At 65.2% G+C, this 20,284-nt stretch carries 13 protein-coding genes; 3 read left to right on the top strand and 10 right to left on the bottom strand.

The genetic code is table 11. The annotated features are described in order from the left end of the window. Positions 1–45: 45 nt before the first annotated feature. Positions 46–681 carry a TetR family transcriptional regulator C-terminal domain-containing protein gene (locus ABLE86_RS02940; protein WP_348777734.1) on the top strand — a complete coding sequence of 212 codons (636 nt, stop codon included), beginning with the start codon at positions 46–48 and terminating at the stop codon, positions 679–681. A 111-nt stretch (positions 682–792) separates the two neighbouring features. Here ABLE86_RS02940 and ABLE86_RS02945 read toward each other — a convergent pair whose 3' ends face one another. From ABLE86_RS02945 to ABLE86_RS02990, 10 genes are all read right to left on the bottom strand, one after another. Further along, positions 793–1,215, bottom strand: coding sequence for an AprI/Inh family metalloprotease inhibitor (locus ABLE86_RS02945; RefSeq protein ID WP_348777407.1), 423 nt, complete (start codon positions 1,213–1,215; stop codon positions 793–795). 115 nt (positions 1,216–1,330) lie between these two features. Continuing rightward, positions 1,331–1,789, bottom strand: a complete 459-nt coding sequence (locus ABLE86_RS02950; protein ID WP_348777408.1) for a carboxymuconolactone decarboxylase family protein — start codon at positions 1,787–1,789, stop codon at positions 1,331–1,333. 14 nt (positions 1,790–1,803) lie between these two features. Continuing rightward, positions 1,804–2,319: an Rrf2 family transcriptional regulator gene (locus tag ABLE86_RS02955; protein WP_348777409.1), complete on the bottom strand. Its 516-nt coding sequence runs from the start codon at positions 2,317–2,319 to the stop codon at positions 1,804–1,806. 160 nt (positions 2,320–2,479) lie between these two features. Next, complete coding sequence (preA, locus tag ABLE86_RS02960; RefSeq protein ID WP_348777410.1) at positions 2,480–3,793, bottom strand: NAD-dependent dihydropyrimidine dehydrogenase subunit PreA; 1,314 nt, start codon at positions 3,791–3,793, stop codon at positions 2,480–2,482. Between the two features lie 2 nt (positions 3,794–3,795). After that, positions 3,796–5,160 (bottom strand): NAD(P)-dependent oxidoreductase, encoded by a 1,365-nt coding sequence (locus tag ABLE86_RS02965; protein WP_348777411.1) that lies wholly within the window; start codon positions 5,158–5,160, stop codon positions 3,796–3,798. Positions 5,161–5,388: 228 nt separating this feature from the next. Next, positions 5,389–5,670, bottom strand: a complete 282-nt coding sequence (locus tag ABLE86_RS02970; protein ID WP_348777412.1) for a hypothetical protein — start codon at positions 5,668–5,670, stop codon at positions 5,389–5,391. Between the two features lie 88 nt (positions 5,671–5,758). Then, a complete protein-coding gene (locus ABLE86_RS02975; protein ID WP_348777413.1) occupies positions 5,759–7,900 on the bottom strand; it encodes an ABC transporter ATP-binding protein in 2,142 nt (713 codons plus the stop codon). A gap of 11 nt (positions 7,901–7,911) precedes the next feature. Beyond that, positions 7,912–9,072 (bottom strand): ABC transporter permease, encoded by a 1,161-nt coding sequence (locus ABLE86_RS02980; RefSeq protein ID WP_348777414.1) that lies wholly within the window; start codon positions 9,070–9,072, stop codon positions 7,912–7,914. 1 nt (position 9,073) lies between these two features. Then, positions 9,074–10,111: an ABC transporter permease gene (locus ABLE86_RS02985; protein WP_348777415.1), complete on the bottom strand. Its 1,038-nt coding sequence runs from the start codon at positions 10,109–10,111 to the stop codon at positions 9,074–9,076. Positions 10,112–10,328: 217 nt separating this feature from the next. Then, on the bottom strand, positions 10,329–11,981 hold the full coding sequence (locus ABLE86_RS02990) for an ABC transporter substrate-binding protein (protein ID WP_348777416.1): 1,653 nt from the start codon (positions 11,979–11,981) through the stop codon (positions 10,329–10,331). A gap of 486 nt (positions 11,982–12,467) precedes the next feature. Here ABLE86_RS02990 and ABLE86_RS02995 point away from each other — a divergent pair, with 486 nt between their 5' ends. Next, complete coding sequence (locus ABLE86_RS02995) at positions 12,468–17,942, top strand: alpha-2-macroglobulin family protein (protein WP_348777417.1); 5,475 nt, start codon at positions 12,468–12,470, stop codon at positions 17,940–17,942. Between the two features lie 280 nt (positions 17,943–18,222). Continuing rightward, positions 18,223–20,241, top strand: a complete 2,019-nt coding sequence (pbpC, locus tag ABLE86_RS03000) for a penicillin-binding protein 1C (RefSeq protein ID WP_348777735.1) — start codon at positions 18,223–18,225, stop codon at positions 20,239–20,241. Positions 20,242–20,284: the final 43 nt, after the last annotated feature.

Consider the following 20,284-nt stretch of genomic DNA (forward strand, 5'->3'; position numbering starts at 1 on the left):
CCACAGCCGAGTGGCCCGCGCCCTCGCCAGGAGGCTTCCATGACGATGGAAAGCGCCGCGCCGCCCCGCCGCACACGCATCCAGCAAGAAAAGCGTGAACTCATCCTGGAAGCCGCGCTGGAGGTGTTTTCCACCCACGGTTTCCGCGGCTCCACCATCGACCAGATCGCCGAAGCCGCCGGCATGTCGAAGCCCAACCTGCTCTATTACTTCCGCCGCAAGGAGGACATCCACGAAACGCTGATGGAGCGCCTGCTGGACACCTGGCTGGCGCCGCTGCGCGAACTGGACGACAGCGGCGACCCGATCGCCGAGATCCGCGGCTATATCCGCCGCAAGCTGGAGATGGCGCGCGACTATCCGCGCGAAAGCCGGCTGTTCGCCAACGAGATCCTGCAGGGCGCGCCGCGCATCATGCCGATGCTGGAGGGCGAATTGAAAACCTTGGTGGACGAGAAAGCCGAGATCATCAAAGGCTGGATGCGAGCCGGCAAGATCGTCAAGACCGACCCCTGGCACCTGATCTTCGCCATCTGGGCCACGACCCAGCACTATGCCGATTTCGACGTCCAGGTGCGCGCCGTGCTGGGGCCCGACCGGAGCGGCGAAGGCCGCTTCGAGGACGCGGCCCGCTTCCTGGAAAACCTGTTCATCCACGGGCTGGCGCCGCACAAGGCTTGAGCAATGACGGCCGCGCAGGACTATCGTCCGGCTATTCACCAAAGCAAGCTACGACCATGCTGGCCGGACTTCCCCGCAACGGCAGCCGTTCTTCCGCTTCAGACGTGCGGCTCAGCCCTTGGGCGCCGGCTGGATCGTGAAGACGCCGTCCGTGTCGGGGAACGCGACATAGATGTCGTCGGGCGTTTCGAAGTGGATGCGCGTCCTGCGCTCGGCATCGACCAGATCGATCGCCCAGCCTTCCAGCAGCCGCCATGCGGTGATGTCGTCCAGAACCGGGAAGCTCGCGGGGCAGTCGGGCGCGAGTTCCAGCTCCATGCCGCCGATGGTCAGCTCGCGCTTCAGGACGACCATGCAATGCTTGTCGCCCGCAGCGTTGCTGATCGTCCACGGGCCGAACATGTCGGAGACGAACTCGGGATCGGCGTTGTCGATGTCGATCGCATGCAACTGGTCGAACGCAGCTTCCTCAGCGAAGGCGCCGCCGCACTGCAGGCACGCGGCGACGGCAAGCCCAAGAAAAATGGATCGCATTCCCTTCCTCCCTGTCTGCGCACAGCAAAGCACCGCACGGGACGTGGGGCAAGACGCCTCAAGACAGGCGGCCCGCGGGCCGGACTGGGCTTCTGATGTCGGGTTTATCGAAGCGTTACGCAGCCTCGGCCTTCGCAACAGTATGGATGGCGTGGAACGACACGCACAGCCGGTTCCACATGTTGATCATACCCACCGCCACGGTGAGCTTGACCAGTTCCTGCTCGGAAAAGTGCTTGAGCGTGTTCTCGTAGAGTTCGTCGGGAACACCACCTTTAGAAATCACCGTTGTCGCCTCGACCCAGGCGAAGGCTGCTCGCTCGCGCTCGGAAAACAATGGCGATTCCTTCCAGGCCGCGACGAGATAGAGCCGCTGTTCGGTCTCGCCGTCGTGGCGCGCCTCGCGGCTGTGCATGTCGACGCAGTAGGAGCAGCCATTGATCTGCGACGCGCGCAGCTTGATCAGATGCAGGAGACTCTTTTCCAGCCCGCATTCGTCCACGGCCTTGTTGAGGGCGCACACCTCCTTGATCAGCTCGGGAGCAGCATTGTAGAAATTCAGTCTTGGCTTCACGACATTTCCTCTCTCTATCGTTTGGAAAACGGCGTTTTCTGCACACGCTGATGGCGCGCGACGAAGGCGCAGTTGGCTGCCACGGAACGGGGGTCGGCTTCCGCCAGATACTCGGCCACGATGTCGGACAGGCGCTCGGCCGCCAACGCTGCCCGATAGGCCTTTTCCGCCCGCAGCATCGCGGCGTTGATGCCGCACGGCTTCACATAGGCCGAAGCCGGCAGCCTTGCCGGGCCGCGCTGGCGTATCTCCCCGCAGCGGAAGGCCGGTTGCGGCCCTTCGATAGCCAGCACGATGTCGAACAGCGAAATTTCCTCGGCCGCACGAGCCAGCCTGTACCCGCCGGTGGGCCCCGGCACGGATTCGAAAATGCCCGCAGCGACCAGCGCATTGAGATGCTTCAAGAGATAGCTGGATGAGAGGCCGAACTGCTCGGCCAGTGCGGCGCCCGGCATGGTTGCACCCTCTTCCATGCCGGTCAGAGCAGCCGCACAATGGATCGCCGCTTCAACGCCTTCACTCAGCTTCATGGCTTGCAAATCCTATTCATGGATATTTTATATCCTGGATGTTTTTTATCGTCAATTATGCAAATAGAAAACTGGCGGACCAAAGGCCCACCAGTTCTGCAAATCTGTGGCCAGGCGGCCTCCCTTCCCCCTTCGGGATTCCGCCTGGCCGGGAGGAACCTTATTCCGCCGCCTGCCGCGCCATCGGGTTGTTGGGATGCGTGGTCCAGTTGGCGTAGTCGGGCGAAACCGTCTTGCCCGTGCGCTTGTCCAGCGCGCCCACCGCCAGCGGCTCCATGGTGATGCAGCCTTCGACCGGGCAGACATTGACGCACAGATTGCAGCCCACGCACTCCTCCTCGATCACCTCGAAGTGGCGCACGCCGTCGACCATGCTGGTGATCGCCTGGTGCGAGGTGTCCTCGCAGGCGATGTGGCAGCGACCGCACTTGATGCAGGCGTCCTGGTCGATATGCGCCTTGGCGATGTAGTTGAGGTTGAGATACTGCCAGTCCGTGACGTTTGGCGTGGCGCGGCCGATCACGTCGTCCAGCGTCTTGTGGCCCTTCTCGTCCATCCAGTTCTCAAGGCCGGCGATCATCTCCTGCACGATCTTGAAGCCATAGGTCATGGCCGCCGTGCAGACCTGCACGTTGCCGGCGCCAAGCGCCAGGAACTCGGCCGCATCGCGCCAGGTGGTGACGCCGCCGATGCCCGAGATGGGCAGGCCGCGGGTTTCCGGATCGCGAGCGATCTCGGCCACCATGTTGAGCGCGATCGGCTTTACCGCCGGGCCGCAATAGCCGCCATGGCTGCCCTTGCCGTCGATCGAGGGTTCGGGCGAGAAGCTGTCGAGATCGACCGCGGTGATCGAGTTGATGGTGTTGATCAGCGACACCGCGTCGGTGCCGCCGGCATGTGCCGCCCGCGCCGGCTTGCGGATGTCGGTGATGTTGGGCGTCAGCTTGGTGATGACGGGCATGCGCGTGTACTGTTTGCACCAGCGCACCACCATCTCGATATATTCCGGCACCTGGCCGACCGCCGAACCCATGCCGCGCTCGCTCATGCCGTGCGGGCAGCCGAAGTTCAGCTCGATGCCGTCGGCGCCGGTCTCCTCCACAAGCGGGAGGATCGCCTTCCAGCTTTCCTCCACGCAGGGCACCATGATCGAGGCGATCAGCGCCCGATCCGGCCAGTTCATCTTCACCTGCTTCATCTCGCGCAGGTTGGTCTGCAGGTCGCGGTCTGTGATCAGCTCGATATTGTTGAGGCCGAGCAGGCGACGGTCGGCGCCCCAGATCGCGCCGTAGCGTGGGCCGTTGACGTTGACGACCGGCGGCCCCTCCTCGCCCAGCGTCTTCCAGACCACGCCGCCCCAGCCCGCCTTGAAGGCGCGCTCGACATTGTAGGCCTTGTCGGTGGGCGGCGCGGAGGCCAGCCAGAACGGATTGGGCGACTTGATGCCGATGAAATTGTTGCGAATGTCAGCCATGCTCACGCCCTCCCGTTCGCGGTGAGTGCCCGGTGAATGCTTTCGGCAGCGTCGCGTCCTTGAGCGACTGCCGAAACGGTGAGGTCCTCGCCGCCGAGGATGCAGTCGCCGCCGGCCCAGACCCTGGCCAGCGACGTGCGGCCCTGATCGTCGACCACGATGCGGCCGCCTTCCATGGCGAGGCTCGCACCGGAGCCGTTCACCGCCGCGGGCTCGAAGGCCTGGCCGATGGCCTTGAAGACCTGGTCGGCAGCCAGCCGCACGATCTCGCCGGTGCCGGCGAGCTTGTCGCCCTTCATGGTGGTGTATTCGAGCTCGATGCCCACCACCTTGCCGCCTTCGGAGACGACCCGCCTGGGCTGCATCCAGTGACGAATGACGACGCCGTTGGCGGCCGCCAGATCCTGCTCGAACACGGAGGCGTTCATGTGCTCCTGTCCGCGCCGGTAGCAGATCGTGACCTCTTCGGCGCCCAAGAGCTTCGACTGCACGGCCACGTCGATGGCGGTCATGCCGCCGCCGATGACGACGATGCGCCGGCCGACGGGCAGCGCGCCGAGATCGCTGGCCTGGCGCAGCGTAGCGATATATTCGACAGCGTTTTCGACGCCAGCCGCATCCTCGCCTTCGGCCCGCAGCGCATTGATGCCGCCAAGGCCGAGACCGAGGAACACGGCGTCATAGTTCGCGGTGAGGTCGGCCAGATGGAAATCGCGGCCCATCGCCTTGCCGTTCTCGATGGTGATGCCGCCGATTGCCGTGACATAGTCGACCTCGGCCTGGGCGAAATCGTCGGTGCTCTTGTAGGCGGCAATGCCGTATTCATTGAGACCGCCGGACTTGGGCTTGGCATCGAGAACCGTCACCTCATGGCCGTAACGCGCCAGGCGATGCGCGGCGGCGAGGCCGGCCGGTCCGGCGCCGACCACGGCGATCTTGCGGCCGGTCGGTTCGGCACGCTCATAAAACTGCTTGCCCTCCTCCATCGCGATATCGGTGGAATAGCGTTGCAGGCGACCGATCTGCACCGGCTTGCCTTCAGCGACTTCGCGAACGCAGACCTCTTCGCACAGCGTCTCGGTGGGGCAGACGCGAGCACACATGCCGCCCAAGATGTTCTGGTCGAAGATGGTCTTGGCCGAGCCGAGCGGATTGCCCGTGGCGATCTGCCGGATGAACATCGGGATGTCGATAGACGTCGGGCAGGCCTGCATGCAGGGCGCATCGTAGCAGAAGTAGCAACGGTCCGCCTCGACGAGGGCTTCGTGATGATCCAGCGGAGGATGAAGATCGGAAAAATTCTCCGCATACTGTGCGGCGGCAAGCCTTCCGGCGGCTATGCCTTCCTTGAACTGACCTTCGGCCATTTCAGTTCCCCATTATTGTGGTTTTGGGAAAGGCTAGCACAGATTATTTTTTTATCAATTGGTCAATTTTCGAAGTAACTACCTGAAATGACTATATGAAAACATGAATATGGTACTCATATTTTCGTGGGAACCTGCATCTGCTGCGCGCAGCACCGCCGGCTGGCATTCTCGAAAATTCCGGGACTTGCCGCGTAGCCCAGTCAACAGCCCGGATCTTCGGCTGCCCTATTGCCCGCGCGGTCGCATGATCGGCACATCCATCGGCTGCGGGCTGATGCGCGGACGGTCCTGATCGCGGTAGATCTGCTGCTGCAGCTGGTAGTTCTCACGCATCTGCTCGTCGCGCAGCGACTGGGAATCGTCAGGTACCAGGATCTGCGGCGGCGGCGCGGAGCTTCGCCCCGAACCGCCTCCCCGTTCGGCCGCGAAAACCTGGGTCATGCCCCCAAGCATCGTTGCCACCAAGACCGCCACCATCAACCCCGACACATTCCGCAAAGCCGACATCGCACGCACTCCACTGCACCGCACCAACTCCGGTGCGGTCATGCACTTGCACCGACTTATATAGGGTTCTCCCGGTTTCGGACCATCTTCAGCGGGCAGATGCGGCCGGATCCTGCATTTTATCGTCCCGCTCGAAGCTGATCACCGGCTCCATCTTGGCCAGCACCTCGTCCGACAGCCAGCACAGGCTCTTGTGACCGCCGCCGAGATCTTTCAACGGCGGCACCTTGGTCTCGCACAGATTATCCGGCACCAGGTGCTTGTAGCGGCAGCGGGTCTGGAACGGGCAGCCGGTGGGCGGGTTCATGGCCGAGGGGATTTCGCCCTCCAGCACGATGCGCTTCTTGACCACGCTGGTGTCGGCAATCGGAATCGCCGAAAGCAGTGCCTCGGTGTAGGGGTGATAGGGCGGCGAGAATATCTGCTCGGTGGTGCCCTGCTCCACGATATGGCCGAGATACATGACCACCACGCGGTCGGCGATGTAGCGCACGACCGAAAGATCGTGGCTGATGAACAGCATCGTCGTCTTCTGCTCGCGCTGGATGTCCATCAGAAGCTCGGTCACCGCCGCCTGCACGGACACGTCCAGCGCCGAGACCGGCTCGTCGGCCACCACCACGCGGGCATGGCCGGCGAAGGCGCGCGCCACGCCGATGCGCTGCTTCTGGCCGCCGGAAAGCTGGCGCGGCATGCGCTCGGCAAAGGCGCGCGGCAGCTTCACCAGATCCAGAAGCTCGAACATCTTCTGCCGGCGCTCGGCAGCACTCTTGCCGACCTTGAATTTTTCGAGCGCGCGGATGATCTGCGAGCCGACCGAATGGCTGGGGTTCAGCGTGTCGAACGGGTTCTGGAACACCATCTGGATCGACGATACGGTGTCGACGTCGCGTTCCTCGACCGGGGTGGACTGGATCTCGCGGCCCGCGAGGCTGACCTTTCCCGAACTCGCCGTCTCCAGCCCCAGCAGAACCTTGGCCAGAGTGGACTTGCCGCAGCCGCTTTCGCCCACAATGGCGACCGTTTCGGCCTCGCGCGCCTCGAAGCTGATCTCCTCATTGGCCTTGACGACGCGGCCCTCGCTGCTGGCGAACACCTCGTTGGCCGAGACCTTGTAGTATTTCTTCAGCTCCTCGATCTGCAGTACCGGCTTGCCAGGCTTCACCGGCTCCTTGCCGGTCTTGGCGCCTTCCGGCACCGCCGACCAGTCGATCTCGTTGAACCGCACGCATCGGCTGAAATGGTGGGCGTGCCCTTCCACGGGCAGCATGGGAATCTCGGCCGCGTTGCAGACGCCTTCCACGAAGTGGTGGCAGCGCGGGCCGAAATTGCAACCTTTGGGCCGCTCATGCGGCAGCGGCAGCTGGCCGGGAATGGCGATCAGGGGCCGCGCATTCTTGTCGGCGCCCGGCAGCGGAATCGAGCGAAACAGCCCTTGCGTATAGGGGTGGCGCATGCGGTCGAACACGTCCTTGACCTCGCCGGTCTCCACCGCCTCGCCCGAATACATGACCGTGATGCGGTCGCAGGTTTCCAGGATCAGGCCGAGATTGTGCGACACGAAGATCATCGCCGTGCCGAACTCCTTGCCCAGCGCCTTGACCAGATCGACGATGCCGGCCTCCACGGTGACGTCGAGCGCGGTTGTGGGCTCGTCGAGCAGCAGCAGCGCCGGCTTGGAAAGCAGCGCCATGGCAATCACGATGCGCTGCTGCTGGCCGCCGGAAAGCTGGTGCGGATAGGACTTCATCAGCCGTTCCGGGTCGGGCAGGCGCACCGCCTTCAGCATCTCCACCGAGCGCTTGTAGGCCTCGTCCCTGGAGACCTTCTCATGGATGACCGGCACTTCCATGAGCTGCTTGCCGACCTTCATCGCCGGGTTGAGGCTCGCCATCGGCTCCTGGTAGATCATGGCGATCTTGTTGCCGCGGATGGCGCGTAGTTCCTTTTCCGACATCTCGGCCATGTCGCGGCCCTGGAACTTGATCCGGCCGCCAACGATCTTGCCGATATTGGACAGGTCGCGCATGACGCCGAGCGCCACGGTGGACTTGCCGCAGCCGCTTTCTCCGACAATGCCCATGGCCTCGCCCGGCATGACGGTGCAGGAGAAATCCATCACCGCCGGAATTTCCCCGGCCCGCGTGAAGAAGGAGATGGAGAGATTCTCGATCTCGAGGATCGGTTCGACGCCCTGAACGGTGTCCGTGGTCCTGGCGGCTTCGTTCATGGTTGCCTCCATCAGTCTTTCAGCGATTGCTCGCGCAGCGCGTCGGCCAGGAAGTTCAGTCCGAGCACGAAGGACATCAGCGCGATGGTGGGCGGCAGCGCCGGGTGCACGGCCGAGCGCAGCAGGCGGCTGGCGTCCTTGATGGCAGTGCCCCAGTCGGGGCTTTCAGGCGCGAGGCCTAGGCCGAAATAGCCGAGCGTGCCAAGCAGGATGGTGGTGTAGCCGATACGCAGGCAGGCATCGACGATGAGCGGTCCGCGCGCATTGGGCAATATCTCCCATAGCATGATGTACCACGGCCCCTCGCCGCGCGTCTGTGCCGCCGCCACATAGTCGCGCGTCTTGATGTCCATGGTGAGCCCGCGCACGATGCGGAATACGCCGGGGCTGGAGGCGAACACCACCGCCACGAAAATGTTCAGCTCGTTGGGCGCCATGCTGATCAGCCCGAGCGGATCGGCGTTGAACACCAGGCCGGCATAGACCCAGCCGCCGACCAGCAGGGTCAGGGCAAGCAGGATGTAGAGGCGCTCCGGCCGGCTCTTGAAGCGCGTGTAGAACAGCACGCAGAAGAACACGATCGGGAACACGAAGAACAGCCCGGCCATCGCATAGGGAATGGGCGTGTCCATGATGCCCGGCGTGACCAGCAGGTAGAACAGCAGGATCACCGGGAAGGCCAGCACCAGATTGGCGAGGAAGGACAGAACCGTGTCGATCCTGCCGCCATAGTAGCCGGCCGGCAGGCCGAGCGTGATGCCCACCATCAGCGCAAACGCGGTGGCCGCCGGCGCGATGGCCAGAACGATCTGGCTGCCATAGACCATGCGGCTGAAGACGTCGCGGGCGAGCTTGTCGCCGCCGAAGAGGTAGGGCATGCCCGAGGCCGGATCGATGGCACCCGGCAGCGCATCCTTCATGACGGGCACCTGCGCCAGCGGATCAAAGGTGGCGACATGGCCGGCGAACATGGCCGTGAACAGCCAGAACAGGCAGATGGTGACCCCGGCGACGCCGACGCCGCTTTCGAAGATCTGGCCATAGAGGCCGAGGCGCTTCCTGAAACGGAAGCTTGCCGCCAGCACCAGGGCAAGGGCCACCCAGACGGGCCAGAACCGCGCCAGGGCGCCGAACACGATCTGCGTGGTCGAGAGATATTCCAATCCGCTCATCTTATTGCACCCTGATGCGTGGATTGAGATAGGCGTAGCCCAGGTCGGAGATGAGCTGCGTGAACAGCACGACGAAGACGGAAACCAGCGAGCAGCCGAGCAGAAGGTCGATGTCGTTGTTGCTCGCCGCCTCGACCAGCGTGTAGCCGAACCCCTGGTAGCGGAACATCACCTCGACGATGACGACGCCGGTGAGCAGCCACGGGAACTGCAGCATGATGACGGTGAAAGGCGCAATCAGCGCGTTGCGCAGCGCATGCTTTATGACGACGCCGGAAAAGCTCAGGCCCTTCAGTCGCGCGGTGCGGATATATTGCTGCGTCATCACCTCCACCATCGAGGCACGCGTCATGCGGGCGATGTAGCCGATGCCGTAGATGGCCATGGTCATCACCGGCAGGGTGAAATTGTAGAAGGTAACGCCCTGCGCGGTTGCCGTCGCAGCCGAGCCGTTCAGCCAGCCGAGCCAGGAGGCGAAGATGACGGTGAAGATGATGCCCGAGACATATTCGGGCGTCGCGGTGGTGGTGATGGAAGCCACGGACAGCGCGCGGTCCGTGCGGCTTCCCTCGCGCATGCCGGCCAGTATGCCGATGAGGAGCGAGATCGGCACCATCGTCGCCATCACCCAGAACATCAGGATGCCGGTGGCGCCAAGCGCCGGGAACAGCTTTTCGGCCACGGGCGCGCGGAACTTGGTCGAACAGCCGAAATCACCCTGGAAAACGCCGGAGAAGGTCGGCACGTCCGGCTCGTTGCAGAAGCGGAAGCGCGGCACGGCCTTGCCGGTGGCGGGGTCGATGTTGGGCTGCTTGGGCAGCACGCCGAGCCACTGGCCGTAGCGGACGAAGAAATTCTGCCGGTAGCCGTTCTTCACCAGCCAGCTCTCGAGCTGCTCGGCGGTGGCCCGCTGCTCGGTCTGGCTGATCGCCAGCTTCTTCAGGTTGGGTTCGAGATTGACGAGAAAGAAAACGAGCAGCGTCAGGCAGACCATGGTCAATGCCATGGTGCCGAGCCGGCGGAGAATGAATGCAAGCATGCGTGCCCCTGCCTGTCGGGTTTCGGGCGGGCCGCGATTCATGAGCCGGCCGAAGGGCCCGCCCGGCGGATGCGCTCACAAGCCGTCCGGGCTGGACGTACCGGCGGAGGCGGACCGCCTCACGACCTGCGGCCAGTTTCATGAATTCAGCGACGCGGATCAACCCAGTTGGAAAGGCGGGAAAGACGCGCCAGCGCCTCTCCCGCCATCAATGCGCTCAGGCTTCGTCGAGCCAGACCTTGCCGACGTCAATCTCGAAGGTCGGATGCATGCCGTGGTTCTTCACCGCGGCCACCGAGTGGTTGTAGAGCTTGCGCCAGTAAGGCTGGATGATGATGCCGGAATCCTGGAGGATCTTTTCGATGTCCTCCATCATCGCCTTGCGTTTTTCGGCATCGGCGACGGCCAGGGCCTTGTTGAGCTTCTCGTCGAATTCCTTGTTCGACCAGCCGGTCTCGTTCCAAGCCTCGCCGCTGCGATAGCCCAGCGCCAGCACCTGCACGCCGAGCGGGCGCATGTTCCAGTTGGTCATGGAATAGGGATACTTCGTCCAGTCGTTCCAGAAGGTCGAGCCCGGCAGCACCGTGCGCTTGACCTTGATGCCGGCCTCGCGAAGCTGGGCCGCAATGGCGTCGCCGGTGTTCTTGTGCCAATCCTCGTCGGCCGTGATCAGCTCGTGCTCGAAGTCGGCCTGGCCGGCTTCCGCCATCAGCGCCTTGGACTTCTCGATGTCGCGCTTGATCGGCGGCAGGGCGAAATATTCCGGATGGATCTGGCAGACATGGTGGTTTTCCGCCACCGAGCCGGCGCCGCCATAGCCGAGCTGCAGGATCGTCTCATTGTCGACGGCAAGCTGCAGGGCGTTGCGCACCTTCTGGTCGTCATAGGGCTTGTTGTTGACGTTGGTGCGCGCCACCAGCGTGGTCGACGTGACCACTTCGGACTTCACCAGGCCGAGCCCGTCGAGGATGTTCACATAGTCGGCGGTCGTCTCGTAGTTGGCGTGGATTTCGCCGGACTCGAAGGCGCTCACGGTCGCGGCGGGGTCGGTGCCGTAGTCGATGAACTCGACGCCATCGAGATAGACGTCACCGTTCCACCACTTGTTGTCCGTGCGGCGCTTGTAGACCACGCGCTGGCCGACATCGAAGGAGACGAGTTCGAACGGGCCGGTGCCGATCGGGTGCTTGGTAAAGTCGGCGCCCGTCTCGTCGAAGGTGCGGTGCACGACAAGACCGGGATAATCGGTCAGGTTGGGAATGAAGGAGATATCGGAGGCGGCCAGCTTGATCTTGACGGTGTGGTCGTCGACCCTGGTGATGGCACCTTCGCGGGCCTTGCCGGTGGCCTCGTCGATCAGCGTGCCCATGCGCGCGGCCATCGAGTTGCCTTCGGCCTTCTTGTCGCACCAGCGGTTGAGGTTGTAGATCACGTCGTCGGCGTTGAAGGCATCGCCATTCGTCCAGGTGGCGTTCTTGCGCGCCTTCAGCACATATTCGGTGGCATCGTCGTTCACTTCCCAGCCTTCGAGCAAATAGGGCTCGAAAGTATAGTCGCGCGTATACTTGACCAGCGGCTCAAGCGACTGGCGCTGCGAGTTGGAGATTTCGGACCAGTCCGCCATGCGCGGGTCCTTGGGCGCCTTGATGAACATGGCAATCTTGAGCACGCCGCCCTTCTTGGGCTCCTCGGCACGAGCCGGGGTGGGTGCGGCAAGGCCTATCATGCCATAGGCCATGGCCGTGGAAGCGCCGAACACGCTCGCCAAAGCAAGAAACTCACGGCGGTCGACTTTTCCCGCCTTCACGTCTTTGGCCATTTCGCGAATGTGATCAGGCACTACATCCGCGTTGCTCTTGTAGAAAGACATTATTGTTCTCCCATTGTTGGCTTTCCGCCGATTAGCATTTCGTATCCCCTCGCCAATGTCAAAAAGCGAGAGCTCGAAACTTGCAGGCAAGAGTGCAACTTTGGATGGGGAGCGGGTGGCGCGAATACGACAAGAATGCCGCAAAATTGGTAGTCAGCGGCAGATTCGAGCATTTTTTTCGCGAGCCATAGAAACTACGGCCAAATCCGGGAAGCGAACAGCACCAGATCGGGCTCAACGTGGGGCCAGCCAAGGCTTCACGCTGCCTTGCCCGCCTGCTTATTTCGCCCTCGGGGCCAAAACCTGTGGAAAGTGGCGGAAGCTACTATCCGCGGGCACGCAACACTCGCAAGAAACGCGCGCTGCAGGAGGCTGACGTACAAATCACATGTGCGTGGGCTAGCCTGCGGCCGCGTCCATGTTGACAAGCAAAGCCAGTGCTCTTGATCATGGACACGGGAAGGCACCAGAGTCCGGAGGAAGCTCATGGCAATTCGCGCTGCTCGTATCTGGTCGGCTTTCGCACTCCTTGCCATGCTTCTCTCATGGTCGCCGGCGCTGGCGGTCGAAGCCCGCGCAATTGCCACGACGCCCGACAGCGACTATTTCGGCTTCGACCTTCGCTCCGTGCAGAATGTCACGCTCGACCAGTGCAAGAGCACCTGCCTGGGCGACAGCGCCTGCCGCGCCTTCACCTACAACCCCAAGGCGAAGTGGTGCTTCCTGAAGTCCGACTTCAGCCACCTCAATCCCTTTCCCGGCGCGGTGGCGGGCAAGGTGGTGCTGCGCGACAGCGCACCCGACATCGGCGCGCCGCCCCCGCTGTCCTTCTTCGCCGCAAACATGGTGGATGAGGCACGCCGCTTTCACGCCAGCCTGACCAACGGTTCGGTGCCGGTGGGCGAGGAAGGCCTTGCCGCCCTGACGGACGCCGGGCGCGAGGCAATGCGCAACGGCGACCCGCGCACCGCCATGCAGAAGTTTACCTCGGCCGTGGCCACCGCACCCGACGACGGCGCGCTGTGGATCGAGCTTGCCCGCGCCATCCTTGGTACGGCGCCGGCAAACGAGGAAGAGGCAGTCAGGCTCCAGCGCGACGCGACCTCGGCCGCATGGAACGGCTACCAGCTTTCCCGCAGCGCGGCCGCGCGCGCCGAGGCGCTTGCCGTGCTGGCCGCAGGGCTAGACAAGCGCGAACTCTACCGCCCTGCCCTGCAGGCCTTTGAAGCAAGCCTGGCGCTTGAAAACTCCGCTTCCGTGCGCGCGGAATACGAGGACCTGAAGGCGCGCAAGGGCTTTCGCATCGTTGATCATTCGATCGACCGCGATGCCGCCACGCCGCGCATCTGCGCCCAGTTCTCCGAGGATCTGGTAAGAACCGGCGTTGACTATACCTCTTTCGTGAAGCTCGACGATGCGACGCCGAAGGCGATCGAGGCCAAGGACAAGCAGATCTGCGTCGAGGGTCTGGAACACGGCCGCCATTACCGCGTGACCTTCCGTGCTGGCCTGCCGGCGGCGGTCGGCGAGGCGCTGGCCGCGCCGGTGACGCTGTCGATCTATGTGAAGGACCGCTCGCCTTCCGTGCGCTTCACCGGCGACAGCTTTGTCCTGCCCGCCACGGCGCGGCGCGGCATTCCGCTGGTCAGCGTCAACACCGCCGTTGCCGATGTGAAGCTCTTCCGCATTGGCGACCGGTCGCTGGCCCAGCTTCTGTCCGGCTACCAGTTCCTGCGCCAGCTCGACGGCTACGACATCTCCAGCGTTTCCGACCAGATGGGCGAGCCGATCTGGGAAGGCCAGATCGAGACCGCCGGCAACGAGCTCAACAAGGAAGTCACCACCAGCTTCCCGATCGACGAGGCGCTGCCCAACCGCAGGCCCGGCGTCTACGTGCTCACGGCGCAGCCGCAGAACGACCGCAGCGAGAGCTACGAAGCCCGCGCCACGCAATGGTTCGTCGTCTCCGACATCGGCCTGTCGACCTATACCGGCCAGGACGGGCTGAACGCGTTTGCCCGCTCGCTCGGCACCGCGCAGCCGCTTTCGGGCGTCGAACTGACGCTGCTTGCCCGCAACAACGAAGTTCTCGGCAAGGCCACGACCGATGCGGCGGGCCGCGCCACCTTCACGCCTGGCCTGACGCGCGGCACGGGCGGCATGGTGCCGGCCGTGCTGATGGCCAGCCAGGGCGACAGCGACTTCGTCTTCCTCGACATGACCCGCGCCGGCTTCGACCTTTCCGACCGTGGCGTCGCCGGCCGCGCCGCGCCCGCCGCACTCGACGTCTATGCCTGGACCGAACGCGGCATCTACCGCGTCGGTGAAGAGGTGCATGTGGCCGCCCTTGCCCGTGACGAGGCGGCCAGGGCGGTGGAGAACCTGCCGCTCACCTTTATCTTTACGCGACCTGACGGCGTGGAAGACCGCCGGATCATCTCCGACGGCGGCAAGGCCGGCGGCCATGCCGTGGACTTGACCCTGCCGGTTAATGCCATGCGCGGTACCTGGAACGTGGCGATCCACACCGACCCCAAGCAGCCCGCGGTGGCCAGGCAGGTGTTCCTGGTCGAGGATTTCGTGCCCGACCGCATCGAATTCGACCTCACCAGCGACCGCAGCGAAATCGCGCCCGGCGAAGCGGCCAACGTGACCGTCGACGGACGCTTCCTCTATGGCGCGCCCGCCGCCGGCCTGGCGCTCGAGGGCGAGGTCACCGTCTCCACGAAGCGGGATTGGGAGCGTTTCCCCGGCTTCTCCTTCGGACTCGCGGACGAGCAGGAGGGCGAGGCGACGCGCACTCCGCTGGACCTGCCGCCGACGGGCGAGGACGGCAAGACCACGTTCCCGGTGGCGGTCGACCAGGTGCCCTCCACCACACGCCTGCTCAATGCGGCCGTCACCGTGCGCATGCGCGAAAGCGGCGGCCGCGCGGTGGAGCGCGCGCTCGACATCGCCGTTCGCCCGCAAGGCGACATGCTGGGGATCCGCCCCGAATTCTCCGGCAACGAGGTGCCGCAGGGCTCGACCGCCAGGTTCAGCATCATCGCGACGAGTGCATATGGCGAGCGCAAGGAGATGAAGGGCGCGCGCTGGTCGCTCATCAAGATCGAGCGCAATTACCAATGGTACCGCGCAAACAACTACTGGAACTATGAGCCGGTGACCTTCACCCGCGCCATCGCCAACGGCCAGGTCGACGTTGCCGCCGACAGCGAAGCATCCATTACGTTGCCGGTCGAATGGGGCCGCTACCGGCTGGAGGTCGCGACCGCTGATCCGGCCGGCCCGATGACCAGCTACGAGTTCGATGCCGGCTGGTTCGTGGAAGCAACCTCGACCGAGACGCCGGACGGGCTGGAGATCGCGCTGGACAGGAACGCCTATGCCGCCGGCGAGACGGCCAAGCTGCAGGTTTCGCCGCGCTTTGCCGGCGAGCTTCTGGTGACGGTGGGTGCCGACCGGCTGCTCAGAACCTTCACCGCGACGGTGCCGGAAGGCGGCGCGACGGTGGACATTCCGGTCGGCGACGACTGGGGCGCGGGCGCCTATGTGACCGCCACGCTCTACCGGCCGGGCAATGCGCAGGAATCGCGCATGCCGGCCCGCGCCATCGGCGTGAAATGGCTTGCGGTCGAGCCGGGCGAGAAACAGCTTGGCGTCACGCTTTCGCCGCCGGAAAAGACCGAGCCGCGCCGCACGCTTTCCGTTCCCGTTGCCGTCACTGGCACGTCCGCCGCAAGCGAGGCCTATGTGATGGTCGCGGCGGTGGATGTCGGCATCCTCAACCTCACCCGCTACCAGGCGCCCGACCCCGAAAGCTGGTTCTTCGGCCAGCGCCAGCTCGGACTTGAGCTGCGCGACCTCTACGGCCGGCTGATCGACGGATCGCTCGGCACCACCGGCAGGCTGCGCACCGGCGGCGACGGCGGCAACATGGCCGTCGAGGGTAGCCCGCCGACCGAAAAGCTGGTCGCCTTCTTCTCCGGCCCGGTGCAACTGGACGGCGAAGGCCGGGCGACGGTGGAATTCGACCTGCCGCAGTTCAACGGCACGGTGCGGGTAATGGCCGTGGCCTGGACCAGGGAGGCCGTGGGCCACGCCGTGACCGACGTGATCGTGCGCGACCCGGTGGTGATCACCGCCAGCCTGCCGCGCTTCCTGACGCCCGGCGACCAGGCGACGATGCGCCTCGACATCGCCAACACCGACGCGCCGGAAGGCGACTACAACCTGTCGGTCGAGCCGAGCGGCAATCTCGCGGTCGACGGCAGCGCGGCTCCCGGCAAGGTGACGCTGACGTCCGGCAAGCGCCAGTCGCTGACCCTGCCGCTTACCGCGCATGCGACCGGCGAAGCGGGCCTCACCATCCGCCTCGCCAATGACAGCGGCGTCAGCGTCGAGCAGACCCTGTCGCTGCCGGTGCGGCCGGCCGAACTGCCGATCACCACCCGCACCGTGGTGGACCTGGCGGCCAATGGCGGCAGCCTGCGCGTCGACCGCGAGCTTCTGGCGGCGAGCCTGCTCGACGGCGCCCATGTCAGCATCGGCGTATCGCGCGCCGCGGCCTTCGACGTGCCGTCGCTGCTGATGACGCTCGACCGCTATCCCTATGGCTGCGCCGAGCAGACCACCAGCCGCGCGCTTCCCCTGCTCTATCTCAGCGAGATGGCGCAGAGCGCCGGCATGGCCGACGATCCGGAGATGCGCCAGCGCATCCAGGATGCGATCTACCGCGTGCTCAACAACCAGTCGTCTGCGGGCGGCTTCGGCCTGTGGGGTCCGGGCTCGGGCGACCTGTGGCTCGACGCCTATGTCACCGACTTCCTGACCCGCGCGCGAGAGAAGAACTATGACGTGCCGCGCGAGGCCATGATGTCGGCGCTGAACAATTTGCAGAACGCGCTGACCTATACCACCGACCTGCAGAGCCGCGGCAGCGACATCGCATATGCGCTCTATGTCCTGGCCCGCAACAAGAAGGCCTCGATCGGCGACCTGCGCTATTATTCCGACACGCAGCTCGAGGCGTTCTCGAGCCCGATGGCGGTGGCGCAGCTGGCCGCGAGCCTTGCGCTCTATGGCGACCAGCAGCGCTCGGAGGCAACCTTCGGCGCCGCGCTGGCACTGGCCAAGGCCACGCCGCACGACCTCGCCCGCTCCGACTACGGCTCGCGCCTGCGCGACGGCGCCGGCATGCTGGCGCTGGCGGCCGAAAGCCGGCCGACGCCGAGGGTGGTGCCGGAGCTGATCGGCCTCGTGACCGCCGAGCGCAGGGCTACTGAAAATCTCAGCACGCAGGACCAGGCCTGGATGCTGCTGGCCGCGCGCGCGCTGAGGGCCGACAACGAGGCCATCCAGCTCACCGTCAACGGCACCCCGCATGGCGGTGTCTATTCCGAGCGCATCGACGGGAGCGTGCTGGCCGACAACCCGGTTGTGATCGCCAACACCGGCGGCGAGCCCGTACAGGCGGTGGTGACCGCCGTGGCAGCGCCTTCGCAGCCGCTGCCCGCCGGCGGCAATGGCTTCAACATACAGCGCACATATTACGCGCTCGACGGCTCGGAGGCGAACGTCACCAGCGTTCAGCAGAACCACCGCTTCGTCGTGGTTCTGAAGATCGACGCGCTCAATAACTGGCCATCGCGCGTGCTGGTGACCGACCTGCTGCCGGCCGGCTTCGAGATCGACAATCCGGGTCTGGTGTCCAGCGCCGACCTTTCCAACTTCCCGTGGCTGGAGCGCACGGAGCCCGCGCATCTCGAATTCCGCAACGACCGTTTTGTTGCAGCCTTCGACCGGCAGGCCGGCGATGCCAGCGCAATGACCCTGGCCTATGTGGTGCGCGCGGTAACGCCGGGCCTCTATGCCCACCCGGCCGCAAGTGTGGAGGACATGTACCGGCCACAATATTCGGCCCGCACCTCGACCGGCATGATGGAGGTGGCGGCGCCGTAAGGCGAGCGAAACCGATGGCTGGAAATACCCCCCTCTGGCCTGCCGGCCATCTCCCCCACAAGGGGGGAGATTGGCAGTTGCGGCGCTGCCGCCCTTCCTGCAACGTTGAGGATTGGCGAAAGCCGTCGCGACATCTTATCTCCCCCCTTGTGGGGGAGATGGCCGGCAGGCCAGAGGGGGGTGGTAGCCGGATACGTTACCAGCGTTGCGGAGCCACGCCATGACCCGGCTGCGCACACTTGCACTTTCCGCCCCGGCTGCCATCGGCCTCGCCGGCGTAATGGGCGCTCTCTATGCGCTCGACCGCGCCTACCCGCCGCCGCTGCCCGCGCGACTTGCCGTCTCCACCGAGGTGGTAGACCGCGACGGAGCACTCTTGCGCGCCTATGCGACGCCGGACGGTTTCTGGCGGCTGGACACCCGCCTTGACCAAGTCGATCCGCAGTTCGTGGAAATGCTGATCGCCTATGAGGACAAGCGCTTCTTCGAGCATGGCGGTGTCGACCCGCTGGCGCTCATGCGGGCGGCGAAACAGTTCGCCGGCAACGGCCGTATTGTCTCGGGCGGCTCCACGCTTTCCATGCAGCTTGCGCGCCTGATCGAGCCGCGCGAAAGCCGCAGCTTCGGCTCCAAGCTGCGGCAGGTGCTGCGCGCCTTCCAGATCGAGCGGCGGCTGTCCAAGACCGAAATCCTCGAACGCTACCTGACGCTTGCACCCTATGGCGGCAATCTCGAAGGCGTGCGCGCGGCTTCCCTCGCCTATTTCGGCAAGGAGCCGCGCCGGCTCACCGTGTCGGAAGCGGCGCTGCTGGTTGCATTGCCCCAATTGCCCGAGCGCCGCCGTCCCGACCGCAACCGCCACGTGGCGGAAGCCGCCCGGGACCGCGTGCTGGCGCGCATGGTGACGGCCGGCGTGCTGAACGAGCCGGAGGCCGACCGTGCCGCGGGGGAGGCCGTGGCCGGCACCCGCCTTGCCCTGCCGGCACTCGCCGCCCATGTCGCCGACACCGCCTTGCGCAAGGCGCCTTCCGAAAGCCGGCACAGGCTGACCTTGAGCAAGCGCGTGCAGGAAGGGCTGGAAGCGGTCGCCAGAAATGCCGCCGAAAGACTGGGCCCGCGCATTTCCGTCGCCATGGTGCTGGCCGATGCCAGCAATGGCGAGATCCTCGGCGAAGTCGGCTCGGCCGACTATTTCGACGGCGGCCGCTCCGGCTGGATCGACATGACGCGCGCCGTGCGCTCGCCGGGTTCGACCCTGAAGCCGTTCATCTACGGGCTGGCGATGGAACAGGGCCTGATCGCCCAGGAAACGATGATCGAGGACCGCCCGGCCGACTTCTCCGGCTACCGTCCGCGCAATTTCGACATGAGCTATCAGGGCGATGTCAGCGTGCGTCAGGCGCTGCAGCTTTCGCTCAACGTACCTGCCGTGCGTCTACTCGACGCGGTTGGCCCGGCGCGGCTGACGGCGCGCTTCCGGCAGGCCGGCGTCACGCCCGTTCTGCCCAAGGGCGAGGCGCCGGGGCTGGCCATCGGCCTCGGCGGCGTCGGCGTGTCGCTGCGCGACCTGGTGCAGCTCTATACCGGGCTCGCCAATGGCGGAAAGGCGCGCACGCTGCGCGACGGCACCGAGACCGCGCCGGTCGAAAACAGCGGCGGCACCATTCTCGATGAACATGCGACATGGCAGATCGCCGACATATTGTCAGGCGTTCGGCCGCCGGAAGGCGCCTCGCCGCGCGGCATCGCCTACAAGACCGGCACCTCCTACGGCTATCGCGATGCATGGTCTGTCGGCTTCGACGGGCGCCACGTGCTGGGCGTGTGGGTGGGCCGCGCGGATGCCGGCTCCGTGCCCGGCCTTTCCGGCTACGCTTCCGCCGCGCCCATCCTGTTCGAAGGATTTGCAAAATCCGGCCTTGCCGCCGTGCCGCTCGGTCGCGCGCCGGCAGGCGCCTTCCGCACCACCCGCGCCGACCTGCCGGTCACGCAGCAGCGCTTTTCACCGGCAGCCGACGGGCTGGTGGCAGTTGCGCCGACCGAACCGGCGCCGCAGATCGTATTCCCGCCCGACGGCGCTCATGTCGACCTTGCCGCCGCCTCGAACGTCGCCACGCCGCTGGTGCTGAAGCTGCAGGGCGGCCGCGCACCCTTCCGCTGGCTGGCCAACGGCAAGCCGCTGGAAGAGCCTTCCCGCCGTCGCACCGCCACCTGGCAGCCCGACGGCACCGGCTATTCGACGCTGACCGTGATCGACGCCGCCGGCCGCGCGGCAAGCGTGAAGGTGTTCGTGGAGTGAGGAGCGCCCCGGCGATCTTCAGCGGGCGTGGGGCTTCCCTACA

Source organism: Mesorhizobium sp. KR2-14, assembly GCF_040049255.1.
In the GTDB taxonomy this organism is placed as follows: Bacteria; Pseudomonadota; Alphaproteobacteria; order Rhizobiales; family Rhizobiaceae; genus Pseudaminobacter.

Bases quoted from the DNA above. Each gene is read 5' to 3' on its own strand.
- ABLE86_RS02980 (WP_348777414.1), bottom strand. From the start codon at position 9,072: ATGAGCGGATTGGAATATCTCTCGACCACGCAGATCGTGTTCGGCGCC.
- preA (WP_348777410.1), bottom strand. From the start codon at position 3,793: ATGGCTGACATTCGCAACAATTTCATCGGCATCAAGTCGCCCAATCCG.
- pbpC (WP_348777735.1), top strand. From the start codon at position 18,223: ATGGGCGCTCTCTATGCGCTCGACCGCGCCTACCCGCCGCCGCTGCCC.
- ABLE86_RS02965 (WP_348777411.1), bottom strand. From the start codon at position 5,160: ATGGCCGAAGGTCAGTTCAAGGAAGGCATAGCCGCCGGAAGGCTTGCC.
- ABLE86_RS02955 (WP_348777409.1), bottom strand. From the start codon at position 2,319: ATGAAGCTGAGTGAAGGCGTTGAAGCGGCGATCCATTGTGCGGCTGCT.
- ABLE86_RS02985 (WP_348777415.1), bottom strand. From the start codon at position 10,111: ATGCTTGCATTCATTCTCCGCCGGCTCGGCACCATGGCATTGACCATG.
- ABLE86_RS02945 (WP_348777407.1), bottom strand. From the start codon at position 1,215: ATGCGATCCATTTTTCTTGGGCTTGCCGTCGCCGCGTGCCTGCAGTGC.
- ABLE86_RS02995 (WP_348777417.1), top strand. From the start codon at position 12,468: ATGGCAATTCGCGCTGCTCGTATCTGGTCGGCTTTCGCACTCCTTGCC.
- ABLE86_RS02940 (WP_348777734.1), top strand. From the start codon at position 46: ATGGAAAGCGCCGCGCCGCCCCGCCGCACACGCATCCAGCAAGAAAAG.
- ABLE86_RS02990 (WP_348777416.1), bottom strand. From the start codon at position 11,981: ATGTCTTTCTACAAGAGCAACGCGGATGTAGTGCCTGATCACATTCGC.
- ABLE86_RS02970 (WP_348777412.1), bottom strand. From the start codon at position 5,670: ATGTCGGCTTTGCGGAATGTGTCGGGGTTGATGGTGGCGGTCTTGGTG.
- ABLE86_RS02975 (WP_348777413.1), bottom strand. From the start codon at position 7,900: ATGAACGAAGCCGCCAGGACCACGGACACCGTTCAGGGCGTCGAACCG.